The organism is Halogranum amylolyticum (genome assembly GCF_900110465.1).
GTDB lineage: Archaea > Halobacteriota > Halobacteria > Halobacteriales > Haloferacaceae > Halogranum > Halogranum amylolyticum.
Genome location: NZ_FODV01000013.1, coordinates 59,229 through 75,273 on the forward strand (window position 1 = coordinate 59,229; position 16,045 = coordinate 75,273).

At 56.6% G+C, this 16,045-nt stretch carries 16 protein-coding genes and 2 pseudogenes; 8 read left to right on the forward strand and 10 right to left on the reverse strand.

Going from position 1 to position 16,045, the window contains the following annotated elements; translation table 11 throughout:
- Positions 1-196: 196 nt before the first annotated feature.
- Positions 197-1,531, reverse strand: a complete 1,335-nt coding sequence (locus tag BSG17_RS18175) for a nickel pincer cofactor-dependent isomerase, group 22 (protein ID WP_089826655.1) — start codon at positions 1,529-1,531, stop codon at positions 197-199.
- 160 nt (positions 1,532-1,691) lie between these two features.
- On the opposite strand from BSG17_RS18175, the gene BSG17_RS18180 reads away from it, so the two are divergent.
- A complete protein-coding gene (locus tag BSG17_RS18180; protein ID WP_089826657.1) occupies positions 1,692-2,960 on the forward strand; it encodes a four-carbon acid sugar kinase family protein in 1,269 nt (422 codons plus the stop codon).
- Positions 2,953-3,951 (forward strand): 4-hydroxythreonine-4-phosphate dehydrogenase PdxA, encoded by a 999-nt coding sequence (pdxA, locus tag BSG17_RS18185; protein ID WP_089826659.1) that lies wholly within the window; start codon positions 2,953-2,955, stop codon positions 3,949-3,951. The genes BSG17_RS18180 and pdxA overlap by 8 nt, the downstream gene beginning before the upstream one ends.
- A gap of 58 nt (positions 3,952-4,009) precedes the next feature.
- On the opposite strand, the gene BSG17_RS18190 is transcribed toward pdxA, so the two are convergent.
- From BSG17_RS18190 to BSG17_RS18210, 5 genes and pseudogenes are all read right to left on the reverse strand, one after another.
- On the reverse strand, positions 4,010-4,708 hold the full coding sequence (locus BSG17_RS18190; protein ID WP_089826660.1) for a cyclase family protein: 699 nt from the start codon (positions 4,706-4,708) through the stop codon (positions 4,010-4,012).
- Between the two features lie 75 nt (positions 4,709-4,783).
- Entirely contained in the window at positions 4,784-5,563 is a 780-nt protein-coding gene (gene glpR / locus BSG17_RS18195; protein ID WP_089826663.1) for an HTH-type transcriptional regulator GlpR, read from the reverse strand.
- Between the two features lie 75 nt (positions 5,564-5,638).
- Complete coding sequence (locus tag BSG17_RS18200) at positions 5,639-6,502, reverse strand: class I fructose-bisphosphate aldolase (protein ID WP_342028346.1); 864 nt, start codon at positions 6,500-6,502, stop codon at positions 5,639-5,641.
- 36 nt (positions 6,503-6,538) lie between these two features.
- Complete coding sequence (locus tag BSG17_RS18205; protein WP_089826666.1) at positions 6,539-7,321, reverse strand: SDR family NAD(P)-dependent oxidoreductase; 783 nt, start codon at positions 7,319-7,321, stop codon at positions 6,539-6,541.
- Between the two features lie 527 nt (positions 7,322-7,848).
- Positions 7,849-8,573: pseudogene (locus BSG17_RS18210) on the reverse strand (IS6 family transposase).
- A 171-nt stretch (positions 8,574-8,744) separates the two neighbouring features.
- Between BSG17_RS18210 and dapA the strand changes: the two are divergent.
- The gene (dapA, locus tag BSG17_RS18215; RefSeq protein WP_089826668.1) at positions 8,745-9,632 is read left to right on the forward strand and encodes a 4-hydroxy-tetrahydrodipicolinate synthase; all 888 of its coding nucleotides are present in this window, start codon (positions 8,745-8,747) and stop codon (positions 9,630-9,632) included.
- Position 9,633: 1 nt separating this feature from the next.
- On the forward strand, positions 9,634-9,819 hold the full coding sequence (locus BSG17_RS18220; RefSeq protein ID WP_211609202.1) for a hypothetical protein: 186 nt from the start codon (positions 9,634-9,636) through the stop codon (positions 9,817-9,819).
- A 58-nt stretch (positions 9,820-9,877) separates the two neighbouring features.
- On the opposite strand, the gene BSG17_RS18225 is transcribed toward BSG17_RS18220, so the two are convergent.
- From BSG17_RS18225 to BSG17_RS18235, 3 genes are all read right to left on the reverse strand, one after another.
- On the reverse strand, positions 9,878-10,516 hold the full coding sequence (locus BSG17_RS18225; protein WP_089826670.1) for a hypothetical protein: 639 nt from the start codon (positions 10,514-10,516) through the stop codon (positions 9,878-9,880).
- 61 nt (positions 10,517-10,577) lie between these two features.
- Positions 10,578-11,225 carry a hypothetical protein gene (locus BSG17_RS18230; RefSeq protein ID WP_089826672.1) on the reverse strand — a complete coding sequence of 216 codons (648 nt, stop codon included), beginning with the start codon at positions 11,223-11,225 and terminating at the stop codon, positions 10,578-10,580.
- Positions 11,226-11,235: 10 nt separating this feature from the next.
- The gene (locus BSG17_RS18235) at positions 11,236-11,514 is read right to left on the reverse strand and encodes a hypothetical protein (RefSeq protein WP_089826674.1); all 279 of its coding nucleotides are present in this window, start codon (positions 11,512-11,514) and stop codon (positions 11,236-11,238) included.
- 552 nt (positions 11,515-12,066) lie between these two features.
- On the opposite strand from BSG17_RS18235, the gene BSG17_RS18240 reads away from it, so the two are divergent.
- The 4 genes and pseudogenes from BSG17_RS18240 to phaC all read left to right on the forward strand — a co-directional run.
- Complete coding sequence (locus BSG17_RS18240) at positions 12,067-12,492, forward strand: DUF6884 domain-containing protein (protein ID WP_139246692.1); 426 nt, start codon at positions 12,067-12,069, stop codon at positions 12,490-12,492.
- Positions 12,493-13,160: 668 nt separating this feature from the next.
- A complete protein-coding gene (locus tag BSG17_RS18250; RefSeq protein WP_089826678.1) occupies positions 13,161-14,030 on the forward strand; it encodes a MaoC/PaaZ C-terminal domain-containing protein in 870 nt (289 codons plus the stop codon).
- 79 nt (positions 14,031-14,109) lie between these two features.
- A complete protein-coding gene (locus BSG17_RS18255; RefSeq protein WP_089826680.1) occupies positions 14,110-14,691 on the forward strand; it encodes a hypothetical protein in 582 nt (193 codons plus the stop codon).
- Positions 14,688-15,776, forward strand: a pseudogene (phaC, locus tag BSG17_RS18260) (class III poly(R)-hydroxyalkanoic acid synthase subunit PhaC); the annotation flags it as partial. The gene BSG17_RS18255 and the pseudogene phaC, both read left to right, overlap by 4 nt.
- 53 nt (positions 15,777-15,829) lie before the next feature.
- On the opposite strand, the gene BSG17_RS26205 reads toward phaC, so the two are convergent.
- Positions 15,830-16,003, reverse strand: a complete 174-nt coding sequence (locus BSG17_RS26205; RefSeq protein WP_139246693.1) for an RING finger protein — start codon at positions 16,001-16,003, stop codon at positions 15,830-15,832.
- Positions 16,004-16,045: the final 42 nt, after the last annotated feature.

Below are 16,045 nucleotides of genomic sequence, written 5' to 3' on the forward strand. Positions count from 1 at the left end.
ACGGGGACGTCAGCAAACAGTGAAGGAGAGACAGATTGGAGTTGCGCCCAATGGTATTCCGAGAGTGAGGTGTGAGAAGGTTCTTCTCATCGATCAAGTGCGTGCACGGCGACACCGTGCGTGCGGTATCGAAGCTTTGTGACCCCGTCTTGAAATGTGTCGCTCAGGCCATTGAGCGTGCCGTAATACAGTGAAATTAATCGTCGTGTGGTGATTCACCAAGGTCGCCCATTTCGAGTTCACCATGCTCGTCGAACACCCACGGTTGGTCCTCATGGATGCGGATATCCTCTCGATCAGCGAGTTCCTCGGCGACTGGTTCGGACACCCACAGCTCTTCGGGTGTCAGTGTGCTCTTGATGCGGGCGATTCGGAGGTCACTCGCGCTGGCGACGCCAGTCATCGATGCCGAGAGCACGAACGCCGTTGCGTCACTTGGGACGACGAAGGGGAGTTTTGCCCGACTCGGTTCGCCGCTGGTCACGATGTTGACGTACGTGTCTTCGAAGTCGATGTCCGACGCGAGGTCGCGGTGGACGAGGTCGGTCAGACCCACGCCGAGGGCGTTTCCGTGGGATGCCGGCGTCAGTGACCGAACGTAGACCCGACTGAGAGATGGCTTGTCGAGCTCTATCTGTCCCTGGAACTTGACTCGGCCGATAACGTTGGTATCGAGTCCAGTCCCGCTGATTTCCTTGCCCATCTTGTCGACGACGAGCAGGTCCAGGTCGTCAACCGGGAGTTCAGGGAACAGTTCTTTGGAACGTTCCAGCAGTTCTGGTTCCACCTCAAGGAGGTCTTTGGCGGAAACACCGTGAATCTCGGCTGCATGCTCCTCGGCGTTCTCAATGATACCTACACCGCCGACGATGGGTGTCTCTTCGATGAGGATACCGGCCCACTCCGGAATGACGGTGGCAAACCCACGGTCGAGTGCAGCGTTATGCATGTTGTTGGCGCCGCGTTGTTTGCCCAGTCCGACCACGGCCATCTTGCAGAGCCCACTCTCGACGTCACCCTCAAAGTCCGTGTGGAGCTTGATTCGGTTGGCGAGCAGGATGGCGTCGGCATCGAGCGCATCTTCGGCAGCGTACACTGGCCGCCCGGTCGAGTCGCTTCCCACCTGTTCGACGGCAAGCGACGATTTGATTTCGCAGCCAAGTCGATCGGGCGTGATATCAAGCGTCGCGAGCGTCTCACGCTGTCCCTCGGGGGTCGCCCCCCCGTGACTGCCCATCGCGGGGAAGACGAACGGTTCGAGCCCCCGTGACTGGAGTTCCGAAACGATGGCTTCGAGGACCGCCGGGAGATCTTCGATGCCTCTGCTCCCCGCTGTGATGCCGACTGTGCTCCCCGGTTCAAGTTCGTCAAGTTCCGGGATGTTGTTTACAGCATCAATTGTGGCCGCTGTGACGTTCGAAACCGTGGGGTGGTCTCGGACGCAACTGACACGGTAGGCACGGGGCAAGTCAGACAGTTCAACGTCGTTGGTCGATTCCAGACGGTCACGACCTGGAAACTCGAACTCCATGGGTACCCTAATCAAAGCAAATGGGAGGCTTATGTTTTGCCCCTCACGAGCAGAGGTGGTGACCGTGCGAACGTTTCTTTACGGAGTACCTCACCATATGAACCATGAACGGCTATCTAGCCAAGTGTGCGCGCTGTGAGAGATACCACGAGGTTCAACCATGACCCGATGTGTCGTCGTCGCAGACGATTTGACTGGGAGCTGTGATGCTGGTCACGAATTTGCGACCCGCAACTACGACACCAGAGTCGTAATCTCCCCCCAATCCAACGCGACGCCACAGGGGGATATCGCTGTGTACAACACTGAATCACGCTACGCAGAGCCTGCTGTTGCCGCCGAACGGGTTCGAACAGTCCTCGAGACCACCGACCCTTCCGTCGTTTTCAAGAAGGTCGACTCAACTCTTCGGGGAAATGTCCGTGTTGAGGTCGATGCTGCGACGCAAGCAGTGGATCCTGATCTTGTCATCGTCGCTCCGGCGTTTCCGGCCAACGGGCGGCTGACCGCGTGTGGGTATCACCTCGTCGACGGGCAATTGATAACTGAGTCACCGCCCGGACAGGACGAAGAACGACCACCGACACACGATTCGCTCCCCGCGTTCTTCGCGTCAAGTGACTACCCCGTCGAGCGAATCGGAATCGAGACCGTTTCGCGCGGTACGGCCGTCGTCCGTGAAACCCTCGAGTCGATGTGTTCGACAGACGGTCCGGTCATCGTTACCTGCGATGCCGTGACGGACAGCCACCTCGCGACGCTCGCTGCGGCAGCGGACAACCTCTCCGAACAGTGTTTGTACGTCGGGAGCGGCGGCCTCGCTGGACACATTACCGCCCCAGGCACACACTCTGGAGCAGCAGTCAACGTCGACGAGAATCGGTCAGTAGTGGGAGTGTCAGGCAGCGTGGCACCGGAGACGCTCGCACAAATCGAGAAGATATCGAAGGACCGGCGGCAACAGCTCGACCTCGAGATGGCGGTTTCCGACCCATCCACTGCAGCGACTGACCTGGCGTTCCGTGGGAGCGCTGTCGTCAACGAACACGGCGGTGTACTCCTCCATAGTGCCGACGCACGAAGCGACGTCGACCGAGCGATGGCCGCTGGCGAGCGAGCGGGTATCGACGGGGAAACAACTCGGCGTCGCATTACGAACGCACTTGCTGCGGGCGCCGCCGAGGTTGTCCGGGATGGCCAAGCATCGAATCTCTTTCTCACCGGTGGGTCAACCGCGCGGGCGGTCCTCGACAGTCTCGACGCGACGGCGCTCCGCATGGCCGGCGAAGAGGTCGCTCCGGGAATACCGCTCGCGACGGTCAATGGGGGGATAGCAGACGGGGTGACGGCAGTGACGAAAGCAGGCGGGTTCGGTAACGAGCAAGCAATAATTAAGTCCCTCGCTCGTCTCGGTCTTTCTGATGAGTAATCAACTGCCCACTATCGGCGTTACCATGGGTGACCCTGCAGGAATAGGAAGCGAAGTCATTGTCAAGTCGTACCCGACGCTGGTCGAGAAAGCGACCGTTGTGGTAATCGGCGACGCATCCGTGCTGGCGGACGCAGCAGACCGGTTTGCCCCAAGTCTGACTGTTCACCGTGTCGATTCACCTACCGAGGCGGACGCCGACCCCGAGGTGTTGCCAGTAATCGACCTCGACAACGTGTCCACCCACCAGTACGGCGAACTCTCCCAAGCGAACGGCGAGGCGAGCCTCGAATACATCCAGCGAGCAATCGAGCTCGCACAGGCTGGAGAGATCGACGGGATGACCACTGCACCCATCAACAAACAGGCGACCCGGATGGCCGGAAGCAAGTACGCAGGCCACACGGGAATGCTCGCAGACTACACCGATACCGAGGATTACTCGATGATGCTGATCGAGGATGACCTGACGGTGACACACGTCAGTACACACATTCCGCTGCGGGAGGCCTGCTCGCAACTCACTGTCGACGATGTCGCGTCGACAATCACCGTCACAGACGAAGCGCTGCATGACCTCAACATCGACAACCCTTCCATCGCTGTTGCGGGGTTAAATCCGCACGCGAGTGACGGTGGACTCCTTGGTGATGAAGAAGCAGAGATTATCGAACCAGCTGTGGAGCGTGTCGCGGAAACGGGTGTCGACGTGACCGGTCCACACTCACCGGACACAGTCTACGTTCGAGCGGCGGCGGGTGAGTTCGACTGCGTCGTCTCCATGTATCATGATCAGGGTCACATCCCCATCAAAATGCTCGGCTTCACCGGCAGCGACGACGCGGTGAGCGGGGTTAACGTCACTATCGGACTCCCAATCGTTCGTACGAGCGTCGACCACGGCACTGCATTTGACATCGCCGGTGAAGGAGTCGCCTCCGAACAGAGCATGATCGATGCAGTGGCGACGGCCGTCGAGCTCGTCCAATAAACGCGGTCCCCCCCTCTTACTCGGTTACCTAGTACTGCGCAGATTCGTGCCCAACAGACTACACCAGTGCGAAGGCACGAACTGAACACCCACCTGTCCCCTGAACGTTGAGTGGTGGGAAAAAGAAGTCCGCGCGCCGACTATCCGCACCATCGAGCACCTGGTCAAGATTCCGTAACTCCTCGATGGGGATGACCTCGTTCTCGAGCAGTGGAAGATGCGAGTCAGCCGGGTGGACGTCGGTTGACGGACCGTGGGCTGGGACCTCATCGTACCAGCCGCCGACACTCGCTCCCTCTGTACCCACCGCCTTCGGGTCGAGTGAGACGACGTACTCCGCGGCCTCACCGGTCAGATAAGGGAACTCGAAGAGGTACTCGGGTGTCTGACCGTAGTACTCGTCCCAACCCGTGTGGAGCATGAGAACGTCACCGGGGCGAATATCTGACTCATAGGCCTCGATGTCAGCACGGGTGATCGGCTCCTCGGGCTCTTTTGGCGTTAAGTCGATAACCACGCCCTCGCCCATGAACCGCTCGATGGAGAAGTCGTCCACAGTCTTGCCCTCGGGAATGAAGTGCGCCGGGGCGTCGATGTGTGTCGCCGTGTGACTCCGCATCTCGAGCCGTTCCATCGTGAATCCGTCGCGTGCGGCGAGAGACGTCTGCTCGAGTTCAATCTGTGGGAAACTTGGCCACACCGGAATTCTCTCACTAATCGGGTTGGACAGTTCGATGACTTCTTTTGAATCGAACATAGCAGAGCCGACAGCCTACTCAAAAATAAGTGTTGTGTTCACAAGGAGCAAGGGGTAAGGAGGAGGCTCACCGCTTCAATCGTGGACAGCCGAATCGAAGACGGATTCGACGAGCTCTGTGTCCTCGAACAGATCGCGGTACTCGTCGGGTACACGCTCGTCGGTGATGAGGAGGTCGATATCGTCAATCGATCCAAATCGACGGAAACTCTGCTCGCCGAACTTCTGCACGACGGTGACCACGATGGTCCGCGTCGAGTGCTTCACAGCGAGCTCTTTGATTTTTGCCTCAGATTCATTCGGGGCCGACAACATGCCATTAGGCTCGATACCGTTGACACCGATAAACGCGAGGTCGAAGTTCGAATTTCGGATATAGTCTTCAGTCGTTGGACCGACCAGCGCTTTGGTCTCGTTTCGGAACTCTCCACCCGTTAGCTTCACAGTACCGTCCTCTCTCGACAGTTGAGGCAGCAACAGAGGTGAGCTCGTGACAACGATAGTCGAACCGTCGTCAGGAGTCTCCTTGGCGACCTGCATCGTGGTCGTCCCGGCGTCGAAGTAGACGACGTGGCCCTCGGGGATCTCTTCAACGGCCCGTTCAGCGATTGCCTGTTTGCGCTCCAAGTGCTGGACGAATCGCCGATTGAAGGGTCGTTCGACACCCACGTTTGTCACAGGAACAGCCCCGCCGTGCGTTCGCTCGACGAGGTTTCGCTCGGCGAGGTTCGTGAGGTCACGCCTGACGGTGGACGCTGACACCTCCAGATGGGTAGCCAACTCCTCAACTGAGAGGCCACCGTGCTTGGTGACTAACTCCGTGATTGACCGGCGGCGCTGTTCGGGGGTAGTCATGGGACAGCACCCCAGGGCTGGTTTGTTTGCCGTGTCGTTGCGGCTGGCATGCGTGACCGTTACATGGGCTCGTATTTAGGTTTCTCGCCCACCCGTGACGGCCGCTGGCTCCCGTTCGTCCCACACTTCTTCGACAGAAGCGCCCTCGTGGACGATTTCCATGAGCGCAGAGACCGTTCGGGCAGGATCCTCCGACTTCCAGATGGTCCGACCAATCATCAGCCCACGAGCACCCGCATCCATCGCACCCTCGACGGATTCGAGCATTGCCCGGGTAGTGCCTGTTGCCGGCCCTCCGAGAATCATCACGGGCACCGGTGAATTTTCGACGAGCGGCTCGAACGACTCGACACTGCCAGTGTACGGAGCTTTGAGGATATCTGCCCCGAATTCCCAGCCCATGCGCATTGCATCGGCCACGTAGTCGGTGTCCGTCTCCAGTTGGTCCGGAATACGTTCCCCCCACATGACTGGCTCAACAACCAGCGGGATTCCGGTGTCACGTAACTGCTCGGCGAGTTGGCTGATATACTCGATGTTCCGGCGGAATGTTTCGTTGTCGTCACGACCGAACACGAGAACCGTCTTGACACCGACGGGGTCGAGTTCCTGGAGGAACTCGGCGTCGAACGCCGGCGTCCAGAGGTCTTCACCGTGGTCTCGACCCGGGCTGGTCGAAAACGTCACGACGTCCGCAGTGAGGATGACGTCGACATCTGCCTCCTGCAGGCGTTCCTGATAGTGGCGAGCGAAGTGAGGCCCGACAAGTACTGCGTCCGGCTTCCCGCGCAGCACCTTGTCCATCGTTTCTCGGGGATTTTCGAATCCCTCGGGTGCTCCGAGACTAAGTCCGTGATCTAGCGCTACAACTACTGCATTCCCCGACGGAGTGTCGAGGAGTCTATTGGTCGTCATTGGCTCCAGTTGTCCTGAGCGCATCCATGTATATAATTATTCTCCTGGTGGTGAGCACGGTCAGATCGTTCGCCAACCGCCATCGACCATGAGAATCTCGCCAGTTACGTACTCAGCGTCGTCACTTGCGAGATAAAGGGCCGCTCCGGCGACATCCTCTGGCGTGCCCGCACGTCCAGCGGGTACCGGTTTGATCAGTTCACCCTTCGCCGCTGCTTCGGGAGCATCCTCCGACCAGCCGTCGATGAACTCGGTCGCAATCTGTCCAGGACCGATTGCATTCACGCGGATATCGTGATCGGCCAGTTCAAGCGCTGCACCACGGGTGATCATTTTCACCGCGGCCTTCGTCGAATCGTACTGTATCTGATTACGCTGTGCGACAAACGAACTAATCGAGGCCGTATTGACGATTGAGCCCTCGACTCCACGGTCGATCATATCCTGTGCCGCCGCCTGACACCCGAAGAATACTCCCTTCGCATTGACCTCATGAATTTTCTCGAACTCTTCCTCACTGACATCGAGCAGACTCCCACCAATGAACAGCCCAGCATTGTTCACCATCACGTCAACACCACCGTACTCTCGGGCACGTTCGATAACCGCACGAATATCTGCGGCGTTTGAAACGTCCGTCTGAACGAACTCAGCCGTCCCACCCTTCTCACGGATAACCTCGTGAGTGGGAGTCTCTGCAGCCTTGGGCTCGGACTCGATATCCGCGTTCAGGACTGTCGCCCCTGCGTCCGCAAACCGAATGGCAATCTCTCGTCCGATTCCAGAAGTCGCACCTGTGACCACGACGGTGTCCCCGTCGAAGTCTGAACTGTAGTCTGGCATCGTCACACAATCGGTTGGTATGTGGGTTAAACATTTGGGCGCACCATGGACCGGGTATCTCGCTGCGTCTCGGTGTCTCCTACAACCGGTTATTTCTCGCCGAATATCTTTAATTAAACTACTGAATAACCAATAGAAGAGCCCGAGGAAATGCTACCAGCAATGAACATTCATTATAGACTCTGGTAATACCGGTCTCAAACGCTAATAATTCATCGGAGGTTTGAATTTTTTTGGGTTTTCAATACTTAATATAATATCAAACACGCAGTATTGAGAGCAAAATCTGTCATAATCATTCTATCGAGACTCCCCTGCCAACAAATCAGACTTAGCAGCGTAATCCCAAAGCGGTTCACGAGACTCCTGTCGAGGCCCGAGAAGTATGTCGAATCACACATCGGGTGGTGGGATGATCGATGACAATAAGAAAAGACGCAGTGGGGGACTATAATTACAATACTAAACTTGTAATGCTCGTTAGATCGAACTCGGAGATAGGATTACAATACTAGAGCTGTGATGATTCAGTTATCTCTCTGACCTGACGTTCGTCCATCAAGCGTTTGATGCGGTCGTTGAGTGGGATAGTAATTCACAAATAGCGCAATTCTCCGACGAGTGCTTAGTTGACAGATAGGCTATGAGTTGTGGAAATAGTCGACTCTCGTTTGAACGTGTGAAACCATTTTTCGATCTGGTTTCGGTCATGCAGTCAATTCGACCGTTCGCTTTCTAATCGAGAGATAGCGGCCCAATATCTGAAGGAATCGGCCAGAAATATGGTCTCTAAACAGTCGTGTTTCTCGCAGAGTCTATGAAGAAACGCAGCCGCCGAATCAGTCTCAAGACACTAGAACAACGCAACGTCAAAAAGCACTTTTGTGCCAGATATTATTGTACAATATGGTCAAGACCGCTCGCTGTAAATTGTGACAGCGGTCTCGTCAACCGCGACTCGCCTCGGCTACACCATTACCAGAACACAGAGCGTTCTGGTTGGCTCACGAGAGCTCTGCTCTCGAGAACGTCGGCGGGTCTGAAGCACTGTCAACTAGCCGATGTCCTCACTGGAAAGTCGATTGAAGCAAGCGTTCTAGGCCGAAGAGACGTAGAATTGCTTCTATCTTTTGAGTGACAAACTGGCAACATGGAGACGGACAGCAAACACCCGTCAGAGCGTTGCTGTCAGCTGCCAATATTCAAGGGTAGCAGTGTCTAAACTCTCTTTGAGCACGTCTCTGAGTAGCACGACCAACTAGCTCTTCACCTGTTCGTTCCTTGTCTAGACAGTGCCGTCGGAGTAGTATCTCCGGTCGTTTGTAGAAGCCAGATAAGGCAAAGATATTCTTCGTCCCACTCGCTGATCACGAATTTGTTTGTGGGGAAACCTCTATATTAGAGACTCAGAAATTAAGATATAATGACTCCCGATCTCAAACCCGAAGGTGTACTTTGCCCACTTATTACTCCGTTCTCCGATAAATCGGTAGATCATACTACCCTCACATCGCTAATTGATCACGTTCGTGGTGGTGGAATCGATGGGCTAGTTCCGTGCGGAACAACAGGCGAGTTTGCGAGCCTCAGCCACTCAGAGCACGAGAATGTGATTCGTACAACTGTCGATAATGCAAACGGTCTCCCCGTTATTGCCGGAGCAGCAGGGACTAGCGAATTTGAGGTCAATAAAAAGATAGAAACCGCCTCAAGTGCCGGTGCTGATGGAGTCCTCATTACGCTCCCATATTTCCATGGAGCGAATGAATCAGAAGGTCAAAGTGATTTCTTTGAAGCAATAGCTGACACTGCGTCGATACCCATTTACCTCTACAATATCCCTGCGTGTACTGGTCAGCAAATAGACTTAGACGTACTTGAACAAGTTGCAGCACATGAACAAATTGTCGGGCTTAAAGATTCTAGTGGTGACTTTAATTACTTCACCGAGGCACTCCGACGTACACCAGAAGACTTCCAGCTGTTCGAAGGCTACGATAGTCAACTGTTTGCTGCGTTGACTTCAGGGGCAACGGGTGGCATCAATGCTCTTTCCAATGTTATTCCGGACTCGTTTTCAGCTCTTCAGGAGTCTATAGAGGCGGGAAACATTGCTTCTGCTCGTAGAATCCAATCAACGCAGATTTCACCCCTATTCCAGGAATGCCTAGAGCACGGGTTTGCGCCCGTCTGCAAGGCAGGTTTAGATGCACAAGGCGTCATTGATTCTTCATCAACCCGGCCTCCACTTGTCTCGTTATCAGGGGACGCACAGGAGAGAATTGGGTCGCTTGTGGACCGAAGTCCATAATGTGAATAACGTGACCGCAGAGCAGAACGACGACGGCAGCGTCACGATCCACTTCGGCGGTGACCCCGACCAGCCGAACTTCATCTACACGCCGGAGGGATGGAACTACACGGTCTGGCTCTACCAACCGCGCGAGCCAATCATCGACGGGAGTTATCAGTTCCCCGAAGCCCAGCCGGTCGAGTGATCCGTGCGCACAGATTGTCTTGGCGCTTCTGGCGACTGAATCGTCGATCAAATCGGGATCACCTCCGAGTTGCGTCGTGACTCCGTAGTTCTTTGAGGTCTTGGCGGAAGACGAGCACAGGAAGCACGACGAATGCGATAGAGACGACAAGAAACGGAACGAGATCATCTCGGAGGTCTTGGACGATGGCGAGGTCGAACCCTTCCGCGATGAGGTGGGCGACGACTCCACCCACAAGAATGACCACGACCAGTCCCCAGACGACCGTAATTACAAGCCCGATCGTGGCGACACGTCGAAGCATCTGATTGGCCTCGAGGAAGACCAAGACTCCGGCGAGAACCAGCGCGACACCGAGTCCCCAGATGCTTCCTAATACGACGACGGTCACGAACGACAGCGTCAGTGCGCCCGCAGCGGCACTAAATGCTGTGACCAGGAGCGCGGCGAAAAGGACGAACGCACCGAGGACGGCGTGAGCGAGAAGCCGGAAGCTACGAGTTCTGAGAACGGGGCCTGTCGTCGTCAGGGCGATGCCGGTGAGGAGTGCCGTCACGAGCGTCGAGATGACGACGAGCCACACTGGGCTCCCCGAGAGCCACGTCCCGGCGAAGACGCCGACGGTAATCACGGTGAAGATGGTAACCGCCCACGGGAGCGGAATGTGGACGCGTCTTCGGAGAGCGTCGAGCGTCATCGACCAACGACTCTCCTCGGATGCGACCGTCGCCGTTCGTATCTGTGTCGTGCTTGTCTGTTCATCGCTCGTCCACCTCATTCTGACCCGCCGGGCGTGTCTCGCGGAGATCCCAGCGAAAGACGATGCTCGGAAGCGTCACCAAGACGACGAGGAAGACCCAGCCGGAAACCTCGCCTGCCGTGACGTCAGACCCGATGTTTAACCCTCCCGAGACGACGGCGAAAGCGACGTATCCGATTGCCGCAACCCCCAAGGCGAGCGTGACTCCGAGTCCAACTGTCGCAACACGGCGTTCCAGACGGGTAGCACCACGATACACGAAGACGCCGTTGAGAAGTAGCGCGACCGAGACGACCCAGAGACCGGCCAGGAAGACGTACGCCGGTGTGGTCATGAACCGGTCTGCGAACTGGAGCACTGTCAACAAGAAGGCGGGAATCAGGATAAACAGCCCTAGAAAGACGTGAACGGCGATTTTGACGATGCGGCGGCCTGCCACTGTGTCGAGAACGACGACGGCGAAGACGGCGAGGAACGCAACGACGAGCGCGTAACTTCCTGCTTGCCAGAGGGGACGTCCATTCTCGACTAATACGACGAATACCATCGCGGCGACTGCGGCGAAGACGAGACCGAGCCACGACAGCGGAAGCTGAATCCGCTGTATCCACCTGTCGGATGATTGTCCCCGGTTAGTGTTGGACATGCTTTCACCGCTATATTGGGTGACTGCCCCTCGAACGGTCGCGGAGTCGCTCGTAGGCGAGTAGAAGCAGCAGGACTACGACCGTCCAAACGGCCACGTCGACAACGAGTCCGAGCCAGTTTACCCGCCAGGGGAAGTATTCGGGAGCGAGCACTCGCCGAATCAGCCACGCTATCGGGACCCCGTAGTGGGTGCCACCCATGAGTGTCCGAAGCGGAACGAGGCCTGTAACAAGGGTAATAACGATACCACCCCCGAGTGAGAGTCCGAGAAGTTTGGTGCGGTCCATACGAATCACCGTACGTGACCTCCTCCCCGCCGTAAACGGCGGGGCTTCCCACGAGCAAAGGCCCGCTGAGTTGGGAGATTTACGGTTATACACCCGACAAGTGCTGGCAGGGCCACGCTACCGTTACTCCTATCCTCTCCACGAGGACTCAGAGTTATCTGATTATTTTGTGTCGGTTTGGTCGTCCGAAGGCTTACTTTTTGATGAGGCAAACACCACGTCAACTGCCAGTTTTCGGACAGTCAATCACGATGGGGAACCATCGTAACGACAATCACTGATACGCAGTGTGAGCACTTGTACGTTCGGGTCACAGTGTTTACAACCAAAGACGGCGCTGTATCCCCGCCCTGAAGAACGGGGTTTTAGCGCCTGCCAATTAGATGGAACCCGACCGCATGGAAGTACATTCTTGTGGGAATGTTCTTCTCCTATCTTGCATTCCCACTCTACTACTACCGGCGTCACAAGCGGCTCAATATCTGGTAGTCGGGGGGAGGTTATCTGAATTCGACCAAAGACACTCTTCGTGAGCCGGGGGGCAATTTCGTTGTGACAGAAGTTGGATTGGCGAGCTGTACGAAGAGCAAGCGAGATGCACCCGCGAAACCCCGAGACCTCTACGACACCCCAACGTTGTTCACAAAGGTGCGGTCATATGTAGACGCTACCCACGACGAGTGGTACGTTCTTTCTGCAAAGCACCACCTGCTCGATCCGGCGGGGGCTGAAATCGACCCATATGACGAGACCTTGACTACGGCCGGTGTGGAGGCTCGACGTGAGTGGGCTACGGTCGTGTGCGAACAACTGCGCAAAGGGACTCACTGGTGCAGAGACGACACTCGTCATTCACGCTGGAAAAAGTACTACGAGGAGTTACTCCCACATCTGGAAAAGGAGGAATGCGATATCGAGATTCCGACCGAAGGCTTACAGATCGGCGAGACACTCTCGTGGTATACGAGCCGCACATGACTGCTGAGTATTTCGCTGCTGACTGGCTCGATGCGGAGTGGTCCGACTGGGTCAGCTTTGATCCAGCAGACGGGTGTCTCAGCGACCTGTCTACCTCTGCTAGGGGATATCCCATCCGACACTCAGAGCGCAAAGGGTTGGAATACATTGGCGAGACTGGCCGGAGTACCCGAGGACGAGCCCGCGTTCTAGCTCGTGGAACGTATGCCGACGAGATGCCGTATCGCGACCCACACACTACCGCTCCGTGTCTCTGAGCAGTCCGACAAGAAGACGGTTCCGCGTTCGAGCTGTCCGTGACGACGCACAAGTGGCTTGAGGACAAACAGTCGCGGAAGTCTTTCGAGATGGCATTGATTGCGGCGTACCGTCGAGCGATGGGAAAGAGTACGACTGCAAACTTCGGTCGTATCATCCCTCTCGGAGAACTATTCCAGTTCGCTACGCTGTCCGTCTCGATTCTGGGGCGACTCGTGGCGATCCTCGTCGAGTACACGCTCGTGACAGAACTCGTGAAATGGTCGTTTTGTCGTTGGGTCCGCGGACTGGCGGCGAGGTGGTCACGATGACTCCCAGATCGTAGCTAGGTGTCCCTCGGCGTGTCAAGCCACTAGCGACTGGAGGAGACTCTGCTGTTAAGGTCCTCCTCGACGAAGTCAAGAAGTACGATGGTCGTTCCAATACTGGTCCGGGAGGTCATGCACGCACCTGCTGAAACCCTCGCCACCAACACGCCCATTACGGGCGTTGCGGAGCGGCTCAAGGCGATCGATGACAATGCAGTCGTGGTTCTACGGGATAGTGAACCAGTCGGTATCATCACGCGAACGGACCTCGTCGATGTCCTTGCCGCAGGAGAGAACTTAGAGGGGCAAACCGCCGAGAGCGTCATGTCACAGCCTTCGGTTACAGTTTCCGAATCAGCACCGATCCGGGTGGCTGCCGCGACATTGTACGAACATGACGTCGATCAGGCACCCGTGATGGAAGGTGAGACTGTCATCGGGTTGCTTCGGACGAGCGATCTGGCACCCTATCTTCCCGACTGTGCGATGAGTCGACCGGAGGAACCACTCGAAGCAGAGGAGCGCGACTGGGAGTCCGAGTACGACGACGAAGCGGCGCCAGGCGTCTCCGTCGGGGATGTGGTCCGGTTCAGCAAACCGATTACCGAGCGCGACCTCAAACTGTTCGCCGAGATTAGTGGTGACAAGAATCGCCTCCACCTCGACGAGGCGTTCGCCGAACGGACCCGCTTCAAACGCCGCATCGTCCACGGCGCACTCGCCTCGAGTGTGATCAGTGCTGCCCTGTCGAAACTACCCGGGCTCGTCATCTATCTTAGTCAGAACGTGACGTATAACGCCCCGGTCGAGATCGGCGAGCGGGTCACTGCACGGTGTGAGGTGGTTGCAGACCTCGGTCACAATCGGTATCGACTCGCAATCGAGGAGCTCGACGAAAATGATACCGAAGTTATCAGTGGTGAAGCAGCCGTTCTCATCGATCCGCTTCCAAAACCGGAGACAACATCGTAATCGCACGCACCCCGAGTTCTATGGACTGGACGTGATCTCCCACAAACACCTATCTGCGAAAGCCGCGTTGTGTGTACGTATGGACACTGCACCCGAACACTCACTGTTTCCCGGATGGGGACGAGCCGTCGAATGGCAATACGAGACCGCGCGGGCGACGCTCGAACGGTCGCTCGAGATGCAACGGACTGTCGTCGACAGCTGGATAACGGCTGCCGAATCGACCGCCCCGCCTGAGACGCCGCAACGAGCACAGCTTCGGCGTCTCGAGTGGGGGTACAACATTTGGGAAGAAACCCTATTGAACACGCTCGTTCATCTGGACGACGCGATCAGGGAGGACGGCATCGACTTGCGACAACTCCAGATGATCTGGTTCCACGCGATGGACGACGCGTTCAGCGAAGTGATGAGTCGTCCCATGTTCGTAGCGGAGATGAACGACACACTTGAGGATGTACTCACCGAGCAACAACAGCTAAATGAACTCCGACGGGACTTCCTCCACGCATCGAATCTACCAACGGATCGCGATCTCGAAGAGGTGGGTGAACGGTTGCTGAATCTGGAAGCTCGCCAGAAGAAGATCGAAGAAAAGCTCGACATGATACTCGACGCGGTCAACCTCGAAGAAGCGATACAGTCCGAGATGGTTAAATGAGTTCCTTCCCCGATCCTTTCACAGCGACCATCGATCTTCAGCGGCAGATCGTCGAGGAGATGCTGGATTTCGACACAAAGGCTGAGGAGTGGCCCGAGCGACTCCAGGAGATTGACCACGCGGATGTCGGACAAACACCTCACGACGTCGTCTACGAGGAGAACAAGCTTGAGCTACTCCACTATGAGCCACTGGTCGAGGAGGACGAACGACATGACGTTCCGCTGCTCTTCGTGTATGCGCTCATCAACCGACCATACATTCTCGATTTGCAACCCAACAAGAGCGTGGTCCGCCGATTTCTCGAACACGGCTTTGACGTCTATCTCATCGACTGGAACGAACCGTCGACACTCGACCGCCGACTGTCGCTCGATCACTACGTCAACGTCTACATCGATAACTGCGTGAACGTTGTTCGCGAACGCTCCGGACAGGAGGCGATCAACCTCTTCGGCTACTGTATGGGGGGCACGATGAGCACGATGTACGCTGCCCTGCACAGAGAGAAGGTCCGGAATCTCGTGTTGCTCGCGACGGGCCTCCAGTTCGACGGCCATGCGGGTGTCTTAGAGCAGTGGGCTGATGGCTACGATCCAGAAGCAGTCACCGATACCTTTGGGAACGTGCCGGCGGAGTTCCTTGCCGCCGGCTTCGCGGACATGAATCCAGTCAACAACTACGTAACGAAATACGTGCAACTGTACCGGAAACTCGACGACGAGGCGTTCGTCGAGAACTTCGGCCGGATGGAACGCTGGCTTCGCGAAGGCGTTGACGTTGCGGGAGAGGCCTACGTCCAATTCCTCGAGGACCTCTATCAGAACAACGAGCTCTACGAGAACGAATTTACACTCGATGGAACCCACGTCGACATTCAGAATATCGACATGCCCGTCCTCCAGGTCGTCGGAGAGTTCGACAATCTCATCCCGCCCGCAGCGAGTAAACCGTTCAACGACGTGATTCCGAGCGACGACAACGAGATTATGGAGTTCCCGTCGGGACACATCGGACTCGCAGTTTCAGGCAAATCCCACGCCGACCTCTGGCCTAGGGTGTGCGAATGGCTCGAACAGCGGTCGTGAATGTGGCTCGTGGCTCTTCGAGGTCCCCAAGACACAACGGAACCGTATAGCTAGAACTCGACGACGCTGATCCACCCCTCGTCGACACACCGCGGGCAGTGATCTTCCTCGCGTTCCGCCAGGCAGGCTCGATGAAACCGGACGTGGCAGTGCTCACACTCGACGATGTCGTCGGCCCGCTCGAACGGTTCTCCGCAGATGTAGCATTGCTTTGAACCGACCATAGCCGAGTAGACGACGGGCAGAGAGAAAAACCTTCAGTCAGC